The organism is Pseudomonas sp. FFUP_PS_473 (assembly GCF_002858665.1).
Classification (GTDB): Bacteria; Pseudomonadota; Gammaproteobacteria; order Pseudomonadales; family Pseudomonadaceae; genus Aquipseudomonas; species Aquipseudomonas defluvii.
The window spans coordinates 110,614-129,732 of sequence record NZ_PJQQ01000001.1; the positions used below are offsets into that span (position 1 = coordinate 110,614).

Genomic DNA, 19,119 nt, shown 5'->3' on the forward strand with positions numbered 1-19,119 from the left:
TAAGAGTTGTTCTTCATACTCAGAGCCCCAGCGTCAGTCCGAGAACGCAGGCCAGGACAATGATTGCCCGGCGCAACCCTGCCCATGGTTGATGTGCAGCCCGGATCTGATCGGGGCGGGCATAGGGGAACAGCGCCCGGTCGATCCAATAGCCGAGCACGGCACCGCCCGTAACCAGGGCAGCCTTGTACAGCACAACGGCGATCTTAGTCGGGGCGATCAGGTAGAGCCCGACCAACAAGACGACAGTGATCAGCGTCCAGAACGTCAGACGCGGCATCTTGGGCCGATGATTGCGCAGGCGAGTGCGAAAGTTGTTCATTGGCGAACTTCCTTGATTGTATTCAGAGTGGCACGTATGTGGGCAAGAGAGCGGGCAGCAACTACGGGATTGCCCCGCACATTGGCCGTGGCCCGCTCTTTCCGGGAGGGAGTTGATTTAGAGGAGCAATCGCGTGCGACTTGGCGCTGGTGCGCGGCGAGCCGCGAAATGACATGTACACGCCATTCCTTCGGGCATTCATCGATCAGTTTTTTACGTGCCACGGAGCAGCGCTCGTCGATGACGCGCTGAGCGTATTCCACTGATTTAGGCTCGTATTCAAACATGTACGAATTCGCCAGAAGTTTTGGACCTGGCTAGATTCGCGCGCTACTGGGCGGGGGGGTATTTCTTTAATACGCAAGAAATACCCCGCTCAAGGCGGGGCTGTTAGGGGGTGTTTAGTGCAGTCGCGGGGGTAAGTCTTCGTACCCGAACAGGTCGGGTTCTGCTCGTCGGTGCAACTCGCGTTGGCGCGCAATGATGTCATAAACAGTCTGGCTAGCAAGGTCGAACTTGCGAGCAAGTTCGTCAGGCCGCGTGTTGTTTTCCCGCCACTCGCGGAATATCTCCGCATCACGCAACGCCTTGCGCAGTGTATCGCCGCGCGGGATGTAGACAACTGAGCCCCCCATGGTTTCGCAGATCGCGAACACAACGGCACGGGCAAGCTGGGGAACTTGGTCCAGGTGATTTGGCAGCATCTCGCGCAACTTGATTTCGGCGAGTGTGGACATTTCAATAAGTGTCCCCTCCCAGCGCTTGAGCACAATCGGGTCATTCATGTGCGCAAGCACTTTGCCTGGTTCTAACTTATCAATCTCGCCGCTATCAAACAGCTCTCCATTATTCATGTTGCCTCCCGTGTCGTTTCGCATCATATGCAAGAGCAGCGACGACGCCGCGCAACTGCTCGGGATTAAGCCATTCCACTTTCTCCACCTTGTATAACCGCTTGGCGATCCCATCGCCGTATGCCCAGGGCCGACCAGCATCCGCCAACTGAGCTTCGATCTTGCTCACCAGCTTCGCTCGATCCGCAGCCGGCTTTGGCTTAGCTCGCCCGCGCTTTGGCTGCCAGCCCAGGCGCTCAAGTTCGCGCAGCACGTTGGCCGTTTGCAGGGGACTCAGATCCTTGGCAGACGTCTTTCCGGCGATCCGCACCAGCATGGCCCGATAGCTGTCGTCGTCCATGCCGAGATCCTTCTTGGCAATGTGGATCTTGCTCAACTGCTGGTTGCGTCTGTCTTTCATAACGCCCCCAGCGCCAATGGTTGCGACGACGCGCTGGTCATACCGTGATTAAGGCGTACGTCCGATGCTGCAAGCACACCATGCATCGCATCAGTAATCGCTCTAACTCCCGTGCGGGCCGTCGCATTGCGGTCGCGGGGAACTTGCTTCACCAGATCCGGGTAGTGGTGGGCGAGGTACAGCTCGACTGCTGGCGACAGCTTGGCGTTGGCGAACGTCATCACCTGGTCATACACGGCAGAAACCCACGCCTCGCAGAAGATGTCACCGCGCTTGACCTTCGTTGAATGCTTGCACCGCTTCAGCTTGGTCAAAGTGAAATCCCTTCGCGCCTGGCGCACCTGGCGCAGCAACACGGTCATGGTGTAGCTCGCCACCTCGGCAATCTCACCGACGAAGTTCCAACGGCCGATACCCGCTGCAAATAGCACCTTGCATGCGTATGCCTTCGACACCGTGTTTGCCAACTGAGCCTCCCACTTCGCGGGCGTCTGCTTGGAGCCGGCAACGGCGGCGCTTTCCTCGACATCCGACATGTCGACATCGGCCTGGCCGATACCATGCTCTTTCATAAGTGCCTGAGCCTGGCGCATCGCTGCCGCCGCCTCGTGCGGGTTAGCACTCGCCGCCAGACGTAGGCATTTCTTAATCTTGTCCAGGGCCTTGTTACGGTCCATATGCCGTCCTTTGTTGCATGTTGTTCTCGACTGATCTTCAGTTAGGCAGAAACGGTAGTTGGCACTGCTTCGCGAAAGCGCGAAGGACTCCAGTCGCAAGACTCATCAGTTGGGATGTGGCCGAACATCAACGTGCAGCGGCGGCAGTGCACGCAGTCGCCGCAAGTCTTGCCATCGGGTAAGTTCATTTGGTCTTCGTCGTTTACCGACCGCCGTAACGGATCTCGTTGCTCGCTCATGACTCTCTCCATTTATTACTCGGCTGCTCATCAGTACCAGGCAACCACGCCCGGCAGACCGCCCCGGTTGCCCGAGGCGGTTTCGCTTTAGTGGATGGTCGGTTTGGTCTGGTACAGCTCGCGGGTTGCTTTGCAGACCTCGCAGTCACAGCCGGGCATCGGCGAGTTGATGGGCAGTGCAATGCGTCCCAGCAACTTGGCGCCATTCACCATGGCGTCCACAACGCGGCCCGCTGGGCTACTGTGCAGATCGCTATGATTGTCGATGCTGATTGAAACGGTGCCTTCGGTGTCGTCTACGGTGATTTGGAACTTAGCCATTCGGACTACTCTTTCGATTCGGGTAATAGGGTGGTAGAGAGGATCAGTGCAGTGTCGACGGCGCCCTGTCGGCGACGAAGATACTTGCGATGTCCAACGGGATCGGCGCGTACTGATCCGATGTCCCGCTGCGCTCGTAGACCCGGATGTAGCTTTTCGAACCCACGACTTGGACGGCATCACTGATGGCCTGCATTGCGCGTTGCCACCGCTCGTCCTCGATGTCCAGACGGCGCAGGCCGAGGACACGACCGGTACTGATTTCGCCCGCCTTATCGGTGCGAAACGCCTCGTTCACCAACACCCGCACTTCGCTGCGTGCGTCCTGAGTCCACTCAACTGCACATTCATCGATCAGGGCGCGGGCTGCTTGCAGGCGCTCGTCGAACTTGATCGAGTCCTGGACGGCGTGGACGATCTTGTAACGGCCATCGAATGACAGCAGGGTGATGTTCCCTTTCTTGCCACCGATGGTGGCCTTGTACTGCTCAGCCGACATTTCGACGAATGCCTTTATGTCCCCGAAGGCGGCTGTCTTGAACTGCGCCAGCGCTGCCGACACAGATTTGGCGCGGTCGACCAACTCGTTGACCAGCTCGTCGCGGGCCATGTCAATCGGTTTGATCAACTCTTCAGGCACCAAGTGGCCTTTGGCATCTTGGCGAAAACCTGCTGGGATGTTGTTCATCAATTTTTTTCCATGTTTGTTTGTTGAGTGCCCCAGCTCGCCAGTTCTTCCAGCGCTGCAAGGGTCTGCTTTTTTGAGTCTTCAATTTGCTCGTCAGATTTAAGGGCCGCGTCAGGATTCGCCCGACGCTTCAACTTCGCCGTTAGCTGGTCGAGCGCCGCGTTTCCTGTCTGGATCTGCGCATCGGTTCGTTTCTGTTTCGAAATTTGCAACGGCAGCTCGGGCGCTGGCATTTCGCGCAATAGCTGAGCCGGTGCCGGCCAGCGCTCACACGTGGCGAACAGCGTTTCAAACGCCTTGCGGATGCGAGGCGCGTCGACGTGTTCTTCTCGTTTGCTACCTTTGCTGAGCGCGACTAGCCAGACATCCAGGGTCTTGGTGATGGCGTCAGCCGCAGGTGCGCCATCAAGGCGCAACGCGACCAAGGCCATAAGCCCGCTGGCGACTTCGCGCTCAAGCCATTTCTCAACCACGGAGCCTGTCCTCCAGGGCCTTCATCGCTGCCACGGTCTGGCTTTCCTTGCGTGCCTGTGGCGGCACATTGCGTCCTTCTGGTGCCAAAGTCAGCGCATTACCACTCGCACCTGGCTGGTACTGCGACATTACCTGGTACAGCCAGCCATGCCCCTTGAGCGGTGTTGCAAGTCGACCGTTTTCGCGGGCTGTCAGCGTCTGCTCTATGGCCCATAACCAGCACTCGGGAGGTGCTTCGTGGACCTGTCCGCCGCGTTCGATACGCTGGGCCTGAACATCAGGCAGCAGCTCACTGAGCAGCTTCGCTACACGGTCCATTGTCAGTTCGCGGGCCTCAGGTCTGAACAACCCGAGGTAGCGCACCAGGGCGTGACCGAGCGGGCCGGACATTTTGAAGGCGATACCCAGCGCCTCGCGGGCGCCGTCGTGTGCGATCAGCGCGTCCAGCGAAAGAGTGGTCCCGCAGTTCGGGCAACGAGTGCGCATCAGTGCACCCCCGACAGAATCGGAATTTCGCGAGCACGGAAGTAGCTTGCATATACCGCCTTGCCTCCGATTGGATGTTCAGCCCGCCACTTCATGAGAGCATCCACTGTCGTGCGCTCGGGCTGTTTCGCGTGATAGTTTTGAAGCTCTTTCAACAAGGCCTTTGCGCTTTCTTCACCAAACTGCGCAGCGACCGTAACCGGAGCATCTTTGAGGCCATTCCAGCAATACGCCTCGATCACCCAGGCCGTTTCCCGAAGTGTCGGCTCCGCAACTGTGGATTCATCCACTACGGAACAAACCTCCGGTTTGTTAATCTGTTCGAATGCCAATTTTTTACCTGAGCTTTCGTGACGCTTAAAAAAAGCCCTCAGTTGCTCGGCCTTTTGCAAAGCCCGAGCAAAGGTCGCGGCGAAACCTACGCACTTTCCTTCGCGATACAGACGATGCATCCCTTTGGCCGGGGCGCGTATTTCTACTTGGCTATCTTTAATGCACAGAGACATTTTGACCTCCGGAGCAGTTCGGGTTGAATGGGCATTGCTGACACGCACGCCAGTGCTGCATGGCGTGCGGGTTATGAGTGGGAGCTGGGCGCTGATAGAACCCCTGGCACTTCTCAACTGTCAGCATTTCGCCGGTCGCAACGCACTCGATACGGCCAAGAACATCCATCACCCGGCGCTCTACGCCTGCTGTGGTAGGACTTGGATACTTGTTAACGAGCACCAGGCTTACCGCCGTGCGGCTCATGTTGATGCGAATCGCAGCTTGAGCACGGCTTGTGGCCATCACTTCTTTGGCCAAGAGCCGTACGAACAGCGGCGGCTCATCTCCCCAGTTCGATAGATTCACGGCCCTTTTCAATGCAGGCCTCCAGAGTCTCCAGTGGAAGCAAGTTCCAGCTGCGTGCGTTGCATCAGATCAGCCGATGGTTTGACTGCATTGCCGACTTGAGCCAACTCCAGCCATTCGCTAAGCAAATCCCGAGTGCGCAGCAGAGCGACCCCTGGTTCAACCAGGCTTCGATCAGCACCAAACGAACCGGTAGTTTTTGCGTAGACCAGCTTGCCCAGGTTAGGGTCATAAACCTGAAGCGAGTCGAGTTTACGAATCTCTGGTGGGCGAGGGCCCGTGTGTTTGCCCGGAATGAGTTGATATGTCTCTGGAGTGTTCCTCTCGCACTCGGTCTTCGCGAGATAGCCAGCCTCTGTCAAAGCATTGAGGTATTGACGGACTCTGATAGTGGTCATTGGAACGCCACCGGCAGATGCCGTATGCACCACAGTTTCAGCAGTGAAACTTCCTTTCAAAATTCGAATGCTACGCCAGATGTTTTCAGTGATCAGATGGAGATACGTGCGCTCTCCCTTTCTATTGAGCCTGGGATAATCAGCACCTTCGTCCTTTACCAACGAATAAACACGGCTCGCTTTCCCATCTGGCGACTCAATAACTTCAATGATTCCCGCCTTAACCAATGCACTGAAATACTCGTTGATTTTTCTGGGCATCTGGCCACTGCGTCTAGCGATATCATTGATCGAGAATCCAGGGCCGAGTATACGAATGGACTCCCAAATGCGCTGACGAGGCTCCTTCGTGCCCGTTACGACGAGATGCGCTTTACGACCGGTCATTAGATGGACCTCCGAGTAGGAGCTTCGCCAGTGAACCAGCCACGCTTACCCCATGTAGCCAAATCAACTCGGTTCCACATATTTGCAGATGCCTCGCTTTGCACCTTGTGCAGGTTAACTGCGGCACGACGCAGGCACCCGCGAGTTGCCCGGCATAGGTCTTCAAGAAGATCCTCGGCAATTTCAAGATTTGGGTAGTTCGACTGGGACAGCTCAATAAGGTCATCAAGTGATGCGGGTTGTGCCGGCACCCACTCCATGACTCGATTGTGCAGGCGTTCAAGTTTTGACAGCGAAGTCGGCACTCGCTCTTCACCGATCAAAACGATAGTTCCTTGGCTTGCGTTGTAGAGATCTGTGAGGATGTTAGCGATTGCTTTGTCAAGCATGTACTGCACATCGTCCACAATCAGCGGTCGCATGGATCGTGACAATTGTTCTGCGATCTGATCCATCATGTCGCCCATGGTGCGGCCGGGTGCGATCGCCATGTCTTTCAGGACCGCCATCAAGAATGCTTTTTTCGACCAGGTGTCTCGGCATTCCACGTAATAAGCACGGTGCTGATTTGCAGCAAAGGACGCCGCGACTGATTTGCCCAGGCCACTCGGGCCGTACATCACTACCAGCCCAGGCAGGCCCGCTGGGCGATCTTGCGCACGCTTTACCGCTCCTGCGAGCAGTCCAACATTGGTAAGGGCTACGATTTTAGTTACACTCACTTTGCTTCTCCTTTCTCTAGCGTGCGCCAACACGCTGGACTCCAATAAACGCGGGCTCTCAACCCGCGTGTTTTTCAATACCTTCCATCAGCTCGCGCTGATAAATCAGGTCCGGGTGGGTGGAATAGCTCTTCCACCAACGCGCTTCTACTTCATTGAGTTCTTCGCCAGATGCCTGGCGTGTATCCAGTTTTTTCCAAAGTCGGTAACGCGCTACGTCGTTGCCTGGAATCTCAAAGCTTGGCTGCTGAGCAACCACTTTCTTGGCATATTCCAAAGCCGCTGATCGCTCGTCTTGCTGCAATGCCGCTGACGGCGCGGAAGTAGGTGCAATCATTTCAACGCGGTGCCCTGTGAGCACTTCCAATTTGTCTACAGCACGCTTGAACTGGCCTTTTTCACGCTTTTCTCGCGCCTGCTCGACCATGGTCATTGGCATGTAGTCTGTGCTGTTTCCGTCAAGCTGTGCTGCACCGATCAGTTCGCCTGATTCGGTGTATGCCCAGACCTGAGTAGAATCTCTAACGTCATAGGCAATGCGTATTTCTTGTCCATGTAAGACCGTTAGATCTGCCATGAAGTAGGTGTTGCCAGCCCATGCAATTTCACCTCGCCGCGTTGTCCTGGTGACCTGCGGTCGCATAAGCGATTCCACCAGCACGCTCGGCGCGCGCATCGGCTCCCACCCCTCGGAGATTGCTGCTTGCCAGGCTTCATCAGGCGTCATATGTCGCAGCAGTCCGCTTTCATGATCGCGAATCTTTGTCAGCCCCCGGTGAGGGGTGCTGTTGTAAGCCGCGACTTCTTGCTCCATGCCTGCCATGAAGACGCCGAACTCGGGGATGAGTTGGGACTTGCCCGTCAGGCGTAATTGTTTGCGCCCAACTCGGTGCACCTTTGTACTGGCGTGCTTATCCATGTCCGCGCCGATATAGGACGTGAGCTTCTTTGCGGCACGGACCCATATCGTCTGGTGTCCTCGTTCGGATAACCCTCGTGCCTGGCTGTTGTATGGCAAGGAGTGCGTCATTGTTCCGCCGAGACGGTCGACTACTTCACGTACCGTGTCGTTTGCAAAACCTGACCCGTTGTCCACGTAGAAGATCGAGAACATGCACTCCCGAACGGCATCACGAAGTGCATCCAGCACGCCAATCGCCGACTCGGCCTCGCCGACCGAGACACCAACCACGCGACGCGTTGCAACATCGAGCACCGTTGTGATCTCGGGGCGGTATGGCTTGCCGGTGAGCGGGTTAATGACCTCGGCGTCAAATTTGTGACCGTCAGCCGTATAAACGTCTCCAGGGAAAAGATTTTTCGTAGAACGGCGACGAAACGGTTTGAGGGCTTTGAGTTCCTGCGTGCTCATTCGCCCTACGTTCAGCGCGTCCGGCGACAGCTTTTTAAGGAATCGCTTAACTGCGTGAATACTCGGTAGCTCACCTTCCCAAACGGCTGAAAACTCGGCGTAACTGGCCGCGATACTAGGCTTGGTTGGACGCTGATAGCAGCGCAAGAACGCCCCAGCCCAGCCAGGCACGTCAAGGCTTGCCCTCTGACGAAGCGGGGCGAGAGCGATCTCGTCCCGGTCAGCTGCACGCCAACTCGACAGCCAGCGCTTAAGAGTCCTTTCGGAAAGTCCGCGATCCTCTGTCTTGCGATCGTTCGCAATCTCGATTCGATCTTGCAAGTAGGGTGAGAGCTGACCGTCTTCGGCATGTTTCAGCAGCGTACTGATGGCCGTTTTCTGTGAAACGACTGCTGCCAATCGTTCGATTTCTCGGCAGAAGGCCAGACGAGCCAGCATTACGGAGCGCTGTTTCTCGTTCAGGCGTGACGGACCATCCGCTTCACGCTGCTCAAGCTTCTCAGCGCTCACTTCTACCGGCAGGCTGCCATTCGACTCAGCAACTGAGCGCGCCAGAATCTCGGCTTGCGTTTCAGCAGGCAGATCAATAAGGCAATACTCAATGGCCTTGGAGCCGGCCCGCTTGCGCCCCTTCCATTCCGCCTTGCCGCGAATCTGAATTGCCCGCTCAGTACCAGGCATACCTGGCAAGCCCGCGAGTTCGCGGGCGGTAAACCAGCCAAGTTGATTGGTCATTTATCGAAACCTATGTGTTCTTGGTAATAAGCGTTAGACTTCTAGCTGTTTTCTGAAGGTGGATCGCTGCGACCGCCTCGATGTCTTTTAGGGGTGCCATCGCTGTTCCAGCGTTCGGGCCAAACCTGTTCAGGCGTCAGACCGATAGCCTTGGCAATGGCCGTCTCCATCCTTGGGTAGGGGACTCGCTTTACGTTATGAAGGGCGTTGCGCTCGACACCCAGCTGCCGAGCAAGCTCAGACAGAGACGTGTTGTGAGCGCGGAGCTGGAACTTGAGCCATTCCCAGCGCAACACAGGGTCCTTCGGAATTCCGTTAGCTGTTTTCATTTTCTGTATCCATGGCCACTGAAATAGGTGGTTTTTTTGGGGGTTCTAACGTTCCCTTGTGAATAATCTATCTGTTTTCAGAAGGTCTAACAACAGAAATCGGAATGTTCGTTTCTGTTTTCTGTAGAGGCTTGCCTTGAAAACCGTATAAACCCTTGATTTACCTACAGATTTCAGGAAAGCGAAGTTTCGTATTGTCGAAAAACGGAATTTCGCTTTCCCCCTACTGGAAAACGAAATGTCCGACACTGAAAGCCAGGCGTACGCCAAGAGCCTGGGAGACCGAATCAGGACCTGTGCTGGCATGGCGGGAAGCGGAGAAGAGCTATCCCGTAGGACCGGCATTCCCCTTAGCACCATGCACTCATACATCAATGGGAAGAGCGAGCCTCAGGCGTCCCGTCTTGTCGCGATTGCCAGTGCTGTACAGGCAGACATTGAATGGCTCGTAACGGGCAAGGCCCGCACCGTGGACACGCCGGAGGCTGAGGTGGATGAGGAGTATGCGTTTATCCCCCTCTATGACGCCCGCATTAGCCAAGGGCATGGGGCATGGACTGAAGGCGCCCGCGTGCTTACCAGGCTTGCCTTTACACGCTACAGCTTGCGTAAAAAGGGCTTGTCCCCTGACACGCTGGCTGCGGTACGCGTAGATGGCGATTCGAACGAGCCAGTGCTGAGCGACGGAGATACCGTGATGGTTGACCTGAGCCGCAATGCGCTCCAGGGCGAGGCGTTTTATGTGATCCGCTTGGACGACCTTCTTTATGCCAAGCGCCTGCAACGCCTTTATGACGGCGGCGTGAAGATCATCAGCGCCAACTCTGCCTATGAGCCAATGACCGTTCCACAGAACAAGCTCAGCAATCTGGAGATCATCGGGCGAGTCGTATGGGCCGGTGGTTGGATGATCTGATAGCGCAGATGCCAAAAAGCCCGCTTAATGCGGGCTCTTCCACTGCAAAACCACTTTTTCCACTTTGCGCCTCTTTGGCACTCATTACCCACGGCTTATCTCACTCCAGCCCGCGTCTTTCCTGGCTTTTCCACTTTCTTCCCGCTTCTTCCTCCATCATTTCGCTTAGTGCCATAGATACAACCTCCTCACAGTGATGACCCATTCGGGCCATTACTGACCCGCCGGGTCAGGTGCTTTCGATTCCTGGCGGCAAGCCAGTTCGCTCGCCCAGGCTGTGCTCCACCAGAGCCAATGCCATGTTGATGATGTGCACCACTGACAGCGCCATGTCGCGCCGTGTCCCTTTGAGGTCGTCTGCCATTTCATAGGTGGTTGCCGACGCACAGCGCAGCAGGCTGCAGGCGTGTTCGCTGGCTTTCAGGCGGCCAAGATCGGGGCGCGGGACAAAAAACGGTGCCTCCATTTCTGCCGCGCGCTGTGGGGGGTTGAGGTAGTAGTCCAATGCACGTCGGGCGGCGTCGCTGCTGCTCAGCGATTCGCTGTCCAGTTTGGCATCCAGTGCATCCGGTGAATGTGAGCTCATGGGGGCTGCCTGTGGCGATTGTGGGTGGGTGTATTAACGATAAGTACGAGATGTATTTATTTCGACGTTTTAAATACTACAATTTGTGTATTGAGAGCTTCGGGGCAGTCCGTATCGTGCCAGCAATGGATAAATGGATTGCCCTGGTCAGGGCCAGAATGTGTGAGCTGAAGATCACGCAGGAAAAGTTGGGCGAGCGGATTGGGGTGACCCAAGGCGCCGTCGGGCATTGGTTGCGCAACGAGCGCCGGCCAAAACTGGAGACGATGAACCAGATTCTGGTGGTGCTCGGATTGCCGCCGATGGAGTTCGCGCTGGTTACCGAACTCGCCGAATCCTCCGGTTCCTATGGTGACGATCAGAATTCGGCTACAGATGCCGAAGGACGTATCCCACAGCACAATCTGTATTTTCGCTACCCGGTCACGCACTGGGAAAACCTCGGGGCGCAAGACCCTGAGCCACGTTTTGAAGCCACCGATTATTACGCCCAGGGTTCGGCGTTCTGGCTGGAAGTGCAGGGTGATGCGATGACGGCGCCGGTGGGCTTGAGTGTGCCCGCCGGGATGCTGATTCTGGTGGATGCGGGGCTATCGGCACTGCCCGGCAAACTGGTGATTGCCCGCTTGCCCACGAGTGCGACGCCGGTCTTCCGGCAGTTGATCGAGGAAGGCGGGCAGCGTTATCTGCGCCCGCTCAACCCGACCTATCCCAAGGTTGTATGCGATGACGCGTGTGAAATGATCGGTGTGGTGGTGCAGGCCACGATGAAGTTCTGATCGGCACCCTTCGCTCGGCGCCAGCAGCCGGTCTCCCAGGCTACTGGCGTCGCAGGTGGTATTAAACGTCCGTGCCTTCCAGCTCGACCAGTACGCTGCCTTCGCTGACCATGTCGCCTTCCTCACAGAACAAGGCTTTCACTGTACCGTTATGCGGTGCACGGATGCTGTGTTCCATCTTCATGGCTTCCAGCACCACCAGTGGCGTACCGGCTTCGACAACCTGGCCGACTTCCACCATGACCCGCACAATGCTGCCGTTCATGGGCGCGCCCAAGCCGCCTTGATGGCTGTGGCTGGCATCGGCTTCGGCAATCGGGTCGAGCTGAGTGATTGCCTGGAGTTCGCCATTCCACTGCAAATAAAGCGTATTGCCACGGCGGATCGCCAGGTGCTGGCGACGCAAGCCGTTGTGCTCGTGGACCAACTGCTCACCGCGCAGCGTCAGGGTTGAGGGCGCGCTGTGGTCAAGGCTGACGGCCTGTTCTTCGGTATTGCAGCGCAGGTGCAGGCTGATATGCGCTGGCACGCCCAGGCGCAAGCCGCTGTGGGTGGCCCATGGCGAATGCCGGTCGTCATCGCGTTGTACCAGCGGTTCACTCTGGATGAAGGCTTCGGCAGCCGCTTGCCAGAACTCGGCAGGTAGCGTGTCGGCTTCAGGCAACAGTTGCGCCTGATAGCGTGGAATGAACCCGGTATCCAGCTCGGCGTCGGCAAACGCCGGGTGCGCGAGAATGCGCCGCAGGAAGGCAATGTTGGTTTTCAGGCCGCCGATGGCGAACTCATCGAGCATCGCCAGCAGGCGCAGGCGTGCCTGCTCACGGTTTTCGCCCCAGGCAATCAGCTTGCCGAGCATTGGGTCGTAGTAGGGCGAAATGCTGTCGCCTTCGCTGACTCCGCTGTCGACCCGACGCCCAGCACCGGGAGCCGACTCGCGGTACAGCGTCAGATCCCCAGTGGCCGGGAGGAAATCGTTGGCCGGATCCTCTGCGTACAAGCGTACTTCGATGGCGTGACCGTTGAGCGGTACCTGTGCCTGGGTGATCGGCAACGGCTCACCGCAGGCAACACGGATCTGCCAGGCGACCAGGTCGAGGCCGGTAATGGCTTCGGTGACCGGGTGTTCGACCTGCAGGCGGGTGTTCATCTCCATGAAGAAGAATTCGCCCCGGGCGTCGAGCAGGAACTCTACGGTACCGGCCCCCACATAACCGATGGCTTGAGCCGCGCGCACAGCGGCTTCACCCATCGCCTGACGTTGTTGCTCACTCAGACCGGGCGCTGGCGCTTCCTCGACGACCTTCTGGTGGCGCCGCTGAATGGAACAGTCACGCTCGTTCAGGTACAGGCAGTTGCCGTGTTGGTCGGCAAATACCTGGATTTCCACGTGGCGGGGCTTGAGCACGTATTTTTCCACCAGCATGCGGGCATCGCCGAACGACGACAGCGCCTCACGCTGGGCCGACGCCAGGGCTTCGCCCAACTGGCTTTCCTGTTCGACCACTTTCATGCCTTTGCCGCCACCACCGGCCGTCGCCTTGAGCAGTACCGGGTAACCGATCTTTTCGGCGGCCGCGCGGAAGGTTTCCAGGTCCTGGGCTTCACCGTGATAGCCCGGTACCAGTGGCACACCGGCGGTTTCCATCAGGGCTTTGGCCGCCGACTTGCTGCCCATGGCCTCGATGGCCGAAGCCGGTGGGCCGAGGAATATCAGGCCGGCCTCTTCGATGGCGCGGGCAAAGCCGGCGTTCTCCGAGAGGAAACCGTAGCCGGGGTGAATGGCCTGGGCACCGCTGGCCTTGGCCGCAGCAATCAACTTCGCGACATCCAGGTAGCTTTCAGCGGCTTTTGCTCCGCCCAGGTCAACGCGGATATCGGCTTCGCGGCTATGCCGGGCCTCGCGGTCCACAGCACTGTGAACGGCCACGGTGGTCAGGCCAAGGGCTTTGGCGGTGCGCATGACGCGGCAGGCAATTTCGCCACGGTTGGCAACCAGCAGGGTGGTCAGCGTGGGACGGCTCATGGGCGCGGTTCCTTCTTGTTGGGTTCGACGTGCCAGTTCGGCGTGCGTTTTTCCAGAAAGGCGCGCAGGCCTTCCTGGCCTTCGGCGCTGACCCGGATTCGGGCAATGGCGGTTTCGCAATAGCGGCGCAGGGCAGGGGTGAGCTCGCCATGGCCGACTTCACGCAACAGCTCTTTGCTGGTGCGCATCGCCTGCGGGCTGTTCTGCAGCAGATTAGTGACCCATAGCTCGACCTGCTGTTCCAGTTCGGCCAAGGGGTAGGCTTCGGCCAGCAAACCCAGGTCACGGGCACGCAGGCCGCTGAAACGCTCGGCGGTCAGTGCATAGCGGCGTGCGGCACGCTCCCCCATGGCTTGAACCACGAACGGGCTGATCACCGCAGGGGCGAGGCCGATACGTACTTCCGACAGGCACAGTTGGGCATCTTCGCTGCCAATGGCCATGTCGCAGCAACTGATCAACCCCAGCGCGCCCCCGAAGGCGGCGCCTTGCACCACTGCCAGGGTCGGTAGCTTGAGCTTGGCCAGGTTGTACATCAGCTCGGCCAGTTCGCGAGCATCGTCCAGGTTGGTGTTGTAGTCCAGTTGTGCCGATTGCTGCATCCAGGCCAGGTCTGCCCCGGCGCTGAAGTGCCGTCCGCGTCCGCGCAGCAGCAAGAAGCGCAGGCTGGCATCGTTGCCGACGGCGTCGATGGCCAGGATCAACTCGCGGATCATCTGCGCGTTGAAGGCGTTGTTCTTGTCCTCGCGACTCAGCCACAATGTGGCGAAACCGCGTGGGTCCTTGATCAGTTCGAGGGTCGTGAAGTCGCTCATCGGTCACATCCGGAAAATGCCGAAACGGCTTTGCTCGATCGGTGCGTTGAGTGCCGCCGACAAGGCCAGGCCCAGGACATCGCGGGTCTGTGCCGGGTCAATGACGCCGTCGTCCCAGAGCCGGGCACTGGAGTAGTAGGGATGGCCCTGGTGCTCGTACTGGTCAAGGATCGGTTGCTTGAGCCGCGCTTCGTCGTCGGCGCTGAATGGCTGGCCGCTGCGTTCGCTCTGCTCGCGCTTGACCTGGGCCAGTACCCCGGCCGCCTGTTCGGCACCCATCACGCCGATTCGGGCGTTCGGCCACATCCACAGGAAACGTGGGTCGTAGGCCCGGCCGCACATCCCGTAGTTGCCCGCACCGAAGCTGCCGCCGATGATCACGGTGAACTTCGGTACCTGGGCGCAGGCCACGGCGGTGACCAGCTTGGCGCCGTGCTTGGCGATGCCGCCGGCTTCGTACTTCTGGCCGACCATGAAGCCGGTGATGTTCTGCAGGAACAGCAACGGAATGCCACGTTGGCACGCCAGCTCGATGAAGTGCGCACCTTTTTGCGCCGCTTCGGCAAACAGGATGCCGTTGTTGGCCAGGATCGCAATCGGGTAGCCGTGCAGGTGGGCGAAGCCGCACACCAGGGTGGTACCAAACAGTGCCTTGAACTCATCAAACACTGAGCCGTCGACCAGGCGGGCGATCACTTCACGCACATCGAACGGCTGTTTGGCATCGGCCGGAACCACGCCATAGAGTTCCTCAGCGTCATACAGCGGCGCGATCGGCATGCGCTGCTGCAAGGTGCCAAGCTTGTGCCAGTTCAGGTTGGCCACACAGCGCCGGGCAATGGCCAGGGCATGCTCGTCATTGTCTGCGTAGTGGTCGGCGACGCCACTGGTCTTGCAGTGTACGTCGGCACCGCCGAGGTCTTCGGCGCTTACCACTTCGCCGGTGGCCGCTTTCACCAACGGCGGGCCGGCGAGGAAGATGGTCGCTTGCTGGCGAACCATGATGGCTTCATCAGCCATGGCCGGCACATAGGCGCCGCCAGCGGTACAGGAGCCCATCACCACCGCGATCTGTGGAATGCCGATGGCGCTCATGTTGGCCTGGTTGAAGAAGATCCGCCCGAAATGTTCGCGGTCGGGGAATACTTCGTCCTGACGCGGCAGGTTGGCTCCGCCTGAGTCCACCAGGTAAATGCAGGGCAGACGGTTCTGCAGGGCAATCGCCTGGGCGCGCAGATGTTTTTTCACCGTCAATGGGTAGTAGGAGCCGCCTTTGACCGTGGCATCGTTGGCCACGATCATGCATTCGACGCCTTCGATACGGCCGATGCCAGCGATTACCCCGGCCGCCGGAACGTCCTCGCCATACACCGCATGGGCGGCCAGTTGGCCGATTTCGAGAAACGGTGAGCCGGGGTCAAGCAGACGGTCGATGCGCTCGCGCGGCAGCAGTTTGCCACGAGAGGTATGCCGCTCCTGTGCCTTGGCGCCGCCGCCCTGGTGAACCTGGGCGAGCAGGGTGCGCAAGGCCTGAACCTGTTCGAGCATGGCCGCGTTGTTGTGGGCGAACTCCGCCGAGCGCGGGTTGATCTGGGAGTGCAGGATAGCCATGGGCGCCTTTTCCTTATCGCAGCTCAGCGGGATTCGTTGAACAGTTCGCGACCGATCAGCATCCGGCGAATCTCGCTGGTGCCGGCACCGATCTCGTACAGCTTCGCGTCGCGCAACAGGCGGCCGGCAGGGAATTCATTGATGTAGCCATTGCCGCCGAGAATCTGGATGGCGTCCAGGGCCATCTGTGTGGCGCGTTCGGCGCTGTACAGGATCACCCCGGCAGCGTCCTTGCGGGTCGTCTCGCGGCGGTCGCAGGCCTGGGCCACGGCATACAGGTAGGCACGGCTGGCGTTGAGCTGGGTGTACATGTCAGCCACTTTGCCCTGGATCAGCTGGAACTCGCCGATGCTCTGGCCGAACTGCTTTCGGTCATGGATGTACGGCACGACGATGTCCATGCAGGCTTGCATGATCCCGGTCGGGCCGCCGGACAGTACCACGCGCTCGTAGTCCAGGCCGCTCATCAGCACTTTGACGCCACCGTTGAGGCTGCCGAGGATGTTTTCTTCCGGCACCTCGACGTCGTCGAAGAACAGCTCGCAGGTGTTGGAGCCGCGCATGCCCAGCTTGTCGAACTTGTTGCTGCGGGTGAAGCCTTTCCAGTCACGCTCGACAATAAAGGCGGTGATGCCGTGCGCCCCTTTCTCCAGATCGGTCTTCGCGTAGATCACGTAGGTGTTGGCGTCCGGGCCGTTGGTGATCCAGGTCTTGCTGCCATTGAGTACATAGTGGTCGCCGCGCTTGTCAGCGCGCAGCTTCATCGAGACCACGTCGGAACCGGCGTTGGGTTCGCTCATGGCCAGTGCGCCGATGTGTTCGCCGCTGATCAGTTTCGGCAGGTACTTGGTTTTCTGGTCGTGGGTGCCGTTACGGTTGATCTGGTTCACGCACAGGTTGGAGTGCGCACCGTAGGAGAGGGCAACCGAGGCCGAGCCACGGCTGATTTCTTCCATGCTTACCACGTGGGCCAGGTAGCCCAGGCCAGCACCGCCATATTCTTCCGGTACGGTGATGCCGAGCAGGCCCATGTCACCGAACTTGCGCCACATATCGACGGGGAACAGGTTGTCGTGGTCGATTTGCGCGGCGCGTGGCGCCAGTTCCGCCGCAACGAAGGCCTGGACCTGGTCGCGGAGCATGTCGATGGTTTCGCCAAGGGCAAAGTTCAGGGTCGGATAACGCATGCTGGCACCTTTAATGGTTGTTCTTGGGAGGTGTGTTCTGTGAGGTCCGTGTCGCAGGCTTTCAGCGACTGGCCAGTACCGTGGCCGTTCATTTCTAACCTTTACGTTAACGTAAACCTGCCGCTGTTAACTGTCAATCGCACCATGACCTTTACGTTAACGTAAATTTGCGCCAGAGTAAGAGCCGCTTGAATCCGCTCCCAGAACAAACACAAAAAGGGACCGCCATGAATCAACCGAGCTACACCCAGGGCCGCCAGGACAAACCCTTGCTGGCCAAGACCATCGGCCAGGCTTTCGACCACACGGCCTCACGCTTTGCTGATCGTGAGGCCCTGGTGGTGCGTCACCAGCAGATACGTTACACCTGGCAGCAACTGGCTGACAGTGTCGACCAGCATGCCAAAGCGTTTATGGCGCTGGGCATGAAAACCGGTGATCGACTGGGTATCTGGGCGCCGAACTGCGCTCAGTGGTGCATTGCCCAATTCGCCAGTGCCAAGGTCGGTGTGATCCTGGTCAACATCAACCCGGCCTACCGCACCAGTGAGCTGGAGTATGTACTCAGACAGTCAGGCTGCCAGTGGCTGATCTGTGCCGATGCGTTCAAAACCTCGAACTACCATGAGATGCTCGGCGAGCTGTTGCCTGACCTGGCACATCAGGCGCCTGGTCAGTTGAACAGTGAGCGTCTGCCGGATCTGCACGGTGTGATCAGCCTTGCGGCACAACCGCCGGGCGGTTTTCTCGCCTGGGGTAATCTGGCTGCGTTGGCCGAGGGTGTCAGTGAGCAGGAGTACCTGGCCCGTCAGCACAGCCTGCAGTTCGATCAGCCGGTGAACATCCAGTACACCTCCGGCACCACCGGCTTCCCGAAAGGCGCGACGCTGAGCCATTACAACATTCTCAACAATGGCTACATGGTGGGTGAAAGCCTGGGGCTTACCGAGCACGACCGTATGGTGATCCCGGTGCCGCTGTACCATTGCTTCGGCATGGTCATGGGTAACCTGGGCTGCGTCACCCATGGCAGCACCATGATTTACCCCAACGATGCCTTCGACCCATTGCTGACCCTGAGTACGGTCAGTGAAGAGCGGGCCACGGCGTTGTATGGCGTACCGACCATGTTCATTGCCTTGCTCGATCACCCGCAACGTGGTGAGTTCGATCTCTCCAGCCTGCGCACGGGGATCATGGCTGGTGCGACCTGTCCGATTGAAGTGATGCGCCGGGTCATCAATGAGATGCACATGAGTGAAGTGCAGATCGCCTATGGCATGACCGAGACCAGCCCGGTGTCGTTGCAGACCGGGCCGGACGATGAGCTGGAGCTGCGGGTGACCACGGTAGGGCGCACCCAGCCGCAACTGGAAAGCAAGATCATCGATGAGCACGGCTGCGTCGTTCCGCGTGGGCAGATTGGTGAACTCTGTACCCGGGGCTACAGCGTCATGCTCGGTTACTGGGGCAACCCGTCGGCAACCAGTGATGCCATCGACCCGGCAGGCTGGATGCATACCGGTGACCTGGCGACGATGGATGAGCGGGGGTATGTGTGCATAGCCGGGCGCAACAAGGACATGATCATCCGCGGCGGGGAGAACATCTACCCACGCGAACTGGAAGAGTTCTTCTTCACCCATCCCGCGGTGGCCGATGTGCAGGTCATTGGCATTCCGGATGACCGCTATGGCGAGGAAATCGTGGCCTGGATCAAGTTCCACCCGGGCCACAGCGCCAGCGATGTCGAGCTGCAGCAGTGGTGCAAGAGCCGTATTGCGCACTTCAAGACACCGCGTTACTTCCGCTTTGTCGACGAGTTCCCGATGACCGTTACCGGGAAAGTGCAGAAGTTCCGCATGCGCGAAATCAGTATCGAGGAGCTGCGCACGCGTCAGGGCAACAACGGGTAAATCAACGTCGATCAGCAGACGCCACCA

The 19,119-nt window shown here is 58.6% G+C and carries 23 protein-coding genes and 1 other RNA gene; 3 read left to right on the plus strand and 21 right to left on the minus strand.

What is annotated here, in order from left to right:
- Nucleotides 1-19: 19 nt before the first annotated feature.
- From CYD26_RS00530 to CYD26_RS25750, 16 genes are all read right to left on the minus strand, one after another.
- Nucleotides 20-322, minus strand: coding sequence for a putative holin (locus CYD26_RS00530; RefSeq protein ID WP_102051540.1), 303 nt, complete (start codon nt 320-322; stop codon nt 20-22).
- Nucleotides 319-609 carry a hypothetical protein gene (locus CYD26_RS24935; protein ID WP_145991774.1) on the minus strand — a complete coding sequence of 97 codons (291 nt, stop codon included), beginning with the start codon at nt 607-609 and terminating at the stop codon, nt 319-321. The genes CYD26_RS00530 and CYD26_RS24935 overlap by 4 nt, the downstream gene beginning before the upstream one ends.
- 114 nt (nt 610-723) lie before the next feature.
- A complete protein-coding gene (locus CYD26_RS00535) occupies nt 724-1,176 on the minus strand; it encodes a Mor transcription activator family protein (RefSeq protein WP_102051541.1) in 453 nt (150 codons plus the stop codon).
- On the minus strand, nt 1,169-1,576 hold the full coding sequence (locus CYD26_RS00540) for a gp16 family protein (RefSeq protein WP_102051542.1): 408 nt from the start codon (nt 1,574-1,576) through the stop codon (nt 1,169-1,171). Before CYD26_RS00540 ends, CYD26_RS00535 begins: the two co-directional genes overlap by 8 nt.
- On the minus strand, nt 1,573-2,253 hold the full coding sequence (locus CYD26_RS00545; RefSeq protein ID WP_102051543.1) for a DUF2786 domain-containing protein: 681 nt from the start codon (nt 2,251-2,253) through the stop codon (nt 1,573-1,575). Before CYD26_RS00545 ends, CYD26_RS00540 begins: the two co-directional genes overlap by 4 nt.
- A gap of 256 nt (nt 2,254-2,509) precedes the next feature.
- Nucleotides 2,510-2,580: hammerhead ribozyme type II (locus CYD26_RS00555), an RNA gene on the minus strand.
- Nucleotides 2,580-2,813 (minus strand): hypothetical protein, encoded by a 234-nt coding sequence (locus CYD26_RS00560; RefSeq protein ID WP_102051545.1) that lies wholly within the window; start codon nt 2,811-2,813, stop codon nt 2,580-2,582. The genes CYD26_RS00555 and CYD26_RS00560 overlap by 1 nt, the downstream gene beginning before the upstream one ends.
- A 43-nt stretch (nt 2,814-2,856) precedes the next feature.
- Nucleotides 2,857-3,501, minus strand: a complete 645-nt coding sequence (locus tag CYD26_RS00565; protein ID WP_102051546.1) for a DUF3164 family protein — start codon at nt 3,499-3,501, stop codon at nt 2,857-2,859.
- Nucleotides 3,501-3,974: a hypothetical protein gene (locus CYD26_RS00570; protein ID WP_102051547.1), complete on the minus strand. Its 474-nt coding sequence runs from the start codon at nt 3,972-3,974 to the stop codon at nt 3,501-3,503. Before CYD26_RS00570 ends, CYD26_RS00565 begins: the two co-directional genes overlap by 1 nt.
- Nucleotides 3,967-4,461 (minus strand): hypothetical protein, encoded by a 495-nt coding sequence (locus CYD26_RS00575; protein WP_102051548.1) that lies wholly within the window; start codon nt 4,459-4,461, stop codon nt 3,967-3,969. The genes CYD26_RS00570 and CYD26_RS00575 overlap by 8 nt, the downstream gene beginning before the upstream one ends.
- Nucleotides 4,461-4,967 (minus strand): hypothetical protein, encoded by a 507-nt coding sequence (locus CYD26_RS00580; RefSeq protein WP_102051549.1) that lies wholly within the window; start codon nt 4,965-4,967, stop codon nt 4,461-4,463. The genes CYD26_RS00575 and CYD26_RS00580 overlap by 1 nt, the downstream gene beginning before the upstream one ends.
- Nucleotides 4,951-5,316: a hypothetical protein gene (locus CYD26_RS00585; RefSeq protein ID WP_256587920.1), complete on the minus strand. Its 366-nt coding sequence runs from the start codon at nt 5,314-5,316 to the stop codon at nt 4,951-4,953. The genes CYD26_RS00580 and CYD26_RS00585 overlap by 17 nt, the downstream gene beginning before the upstream one ends.
- Nucleotides 5,317-5,324: 8 nt before the next feature.
- Nucleotides 5,325-6,101, minus strand: coding sequence for a hypothetical protein (locus CYD26_RS24940; protein ID WP_145991775.1), 777 nt, complete (start codon nt 6,099-6,101; stop codon nt 5,325-5,327).
- Nucleotides 6,101-6,823: an AAA family ATPase gene (locus CYD26_RS00595; RefSeq protein ID WP_102051552.1), complete on the minus strand. Its 723-nt coding sequence runs from the start codon at nt 6,821-6,823 to the stop codon at nt 6,101-6,103. The genes CYD26_RS24940 and CYD26_RS00595 overlap by 1 nt, the downstream gene beginning before the upstream one ends.
- 58 nt (nt 6,824-6,881) lie before the next feature.
- Complete coding sequence (locus tag CYD26_RS00600; protein ID WP_102051553.1) at nt 6,882-8,930, minus strand: Mu transposase C-terminal domain-containing protein; 2,049 nt, start codon at nt 8,928-8,930, stop codon at nt 6,882-6,884.
- Between the two features lie 41 nt (nt 8,931-8,971).
- Nucleotides 8,972-9,259, minus strand: a complete 288-nt coding sequence (locus tag CYD26_RS25750) for a helix-turn-helix domain-containing protein (protein ID WP_102051554.1) — start codon at nt 9,257-9,259, stop codon at nt 8,972-8,974.
- Between the two features lie 238 nt (nt 9,260-9,497).
- Here CYD26_RS25750 and CYD26_RS00610 point away from each other — a divergent pair, with 238 nt between their 5' ends.
- Complete coding sequence (locus CYD26_RS00610; RefSeq protein ID WP_102051555.1) at nt 9,498-10,175, plus strand: LexA family transcriptional regulator; 678 nt, start codon at nt 9,498-9,500, stop codon at nt 10,173-10,175.
- Nucleotides 10,176-10,404: 229 nt separating this feature from the next.
- Here CYD26_RS00610 and CYD26_RS00615 read toward each other — a convergent pair whose 3' ends face one another.
- Complete coding sequence (locus CYD26_RS00615) at nt 10,405-10,761, minus strand: DUF6124 family protein (RefSeq protein WP_065757681.1); 357 nt, start codon at nt 10,759-10,761, stop codon at nt 10,405-10,407.
- Between the two features lie 125 nt (nt 10,762-10,886).
- Between CYD26_RS00615 and CYD26_RS00620 the strand changes: the two genes are divergently transcribed.
- Entirely contained in the window at nt 10,887-11,540 is a 654-nt protein-coding gene (locus CYD26_RS00620) for a LexA family transcriptional regulator (RefSeq protein ID WP_065757680.1), read from the plus strand.
- 61 nt (nt 11,541-11,601) lie between these two features.
- Here CYD26_RS00620 and CYD26_RS00625 read toward each other — a convergent pair whose 3' ends face one another.
- Genes CYD26_RS00625 through CYD26_RS00640 form a run of 4 tightly spaced genes read right to left on the minus strand, consistent with a single transcriptional unit; the run spans nt 11,602 to nt 17,176 of the window.
- Nucleotides 11,602-13,563: an acetyl/propionyl/methylcrotonyl-CoA carboxylase subunit alpha gene (locus CYD26_RS00625; RefSeq protein ID WP_065757679.1), complete on the minus strand. Its 1,962-nt coding sequence runs from the start codon at nt 13,561-13,563 to the stop codon at nt 11,602-11,604.
- On the minus strand, nt 13,560-14,378 hold the full coding sequence (locus CYD26_RS00630; RefSeq protein ID WP_065757678.1) for a gamma-carboxygeranoyl-CoA hydratase: 819 nt from the start codon (nt 14,376-14,378) through the stop codon (nt 13,560-13,562). Before CYD26_RS00630 ends, CYD26_RS00625 begins: the two co-directional genes overlap by 4 nt.
- Before the next feature lie 3 nt (nt 14,379-14,381).
- Nucleotides 14,382-15,989, minus strand: coding sequence for a carboxyl transferase domain-containing protein (locus tag CYD26_RS00635; protein ID WP_102051556.1), 1,608 nt, complete (start codon nt 15,987-15,989; stop codon nt 14,382-14,384).
- 23 nt (nt 15,990-16,012) lie between these two features.
- Nucleotides 16,013-17,176 (minus strand): isovaleryl-CoA dehydrogenase, encoded by a 1,164-nt coding sequence (locus CYD26_RS00640; protein ID WP_065757676.1) that lies wholly within the window; start codon nt 17,174-17,176, stop codon nt 16,013-16,015.
- A gap of 227 nt (nt 17,177-17,403) precedes the next feature.
- Between CYD26_RS00640 and CYD26_RS00645 the strand changes: the two genes are divergently transcribed.
- Nucleotides 17,404-19,092, plus strand: coding sequence for an AMP-binding protein (locus CYD26_RS00645; protein WP_065757675.1), 1,689 nt, complete (start codon nt 17,404-17,406; stop codon nt 19,090-19,092).
- Nucleotides 19,093-19,119 lie beyond the last annotated feature (27 nt).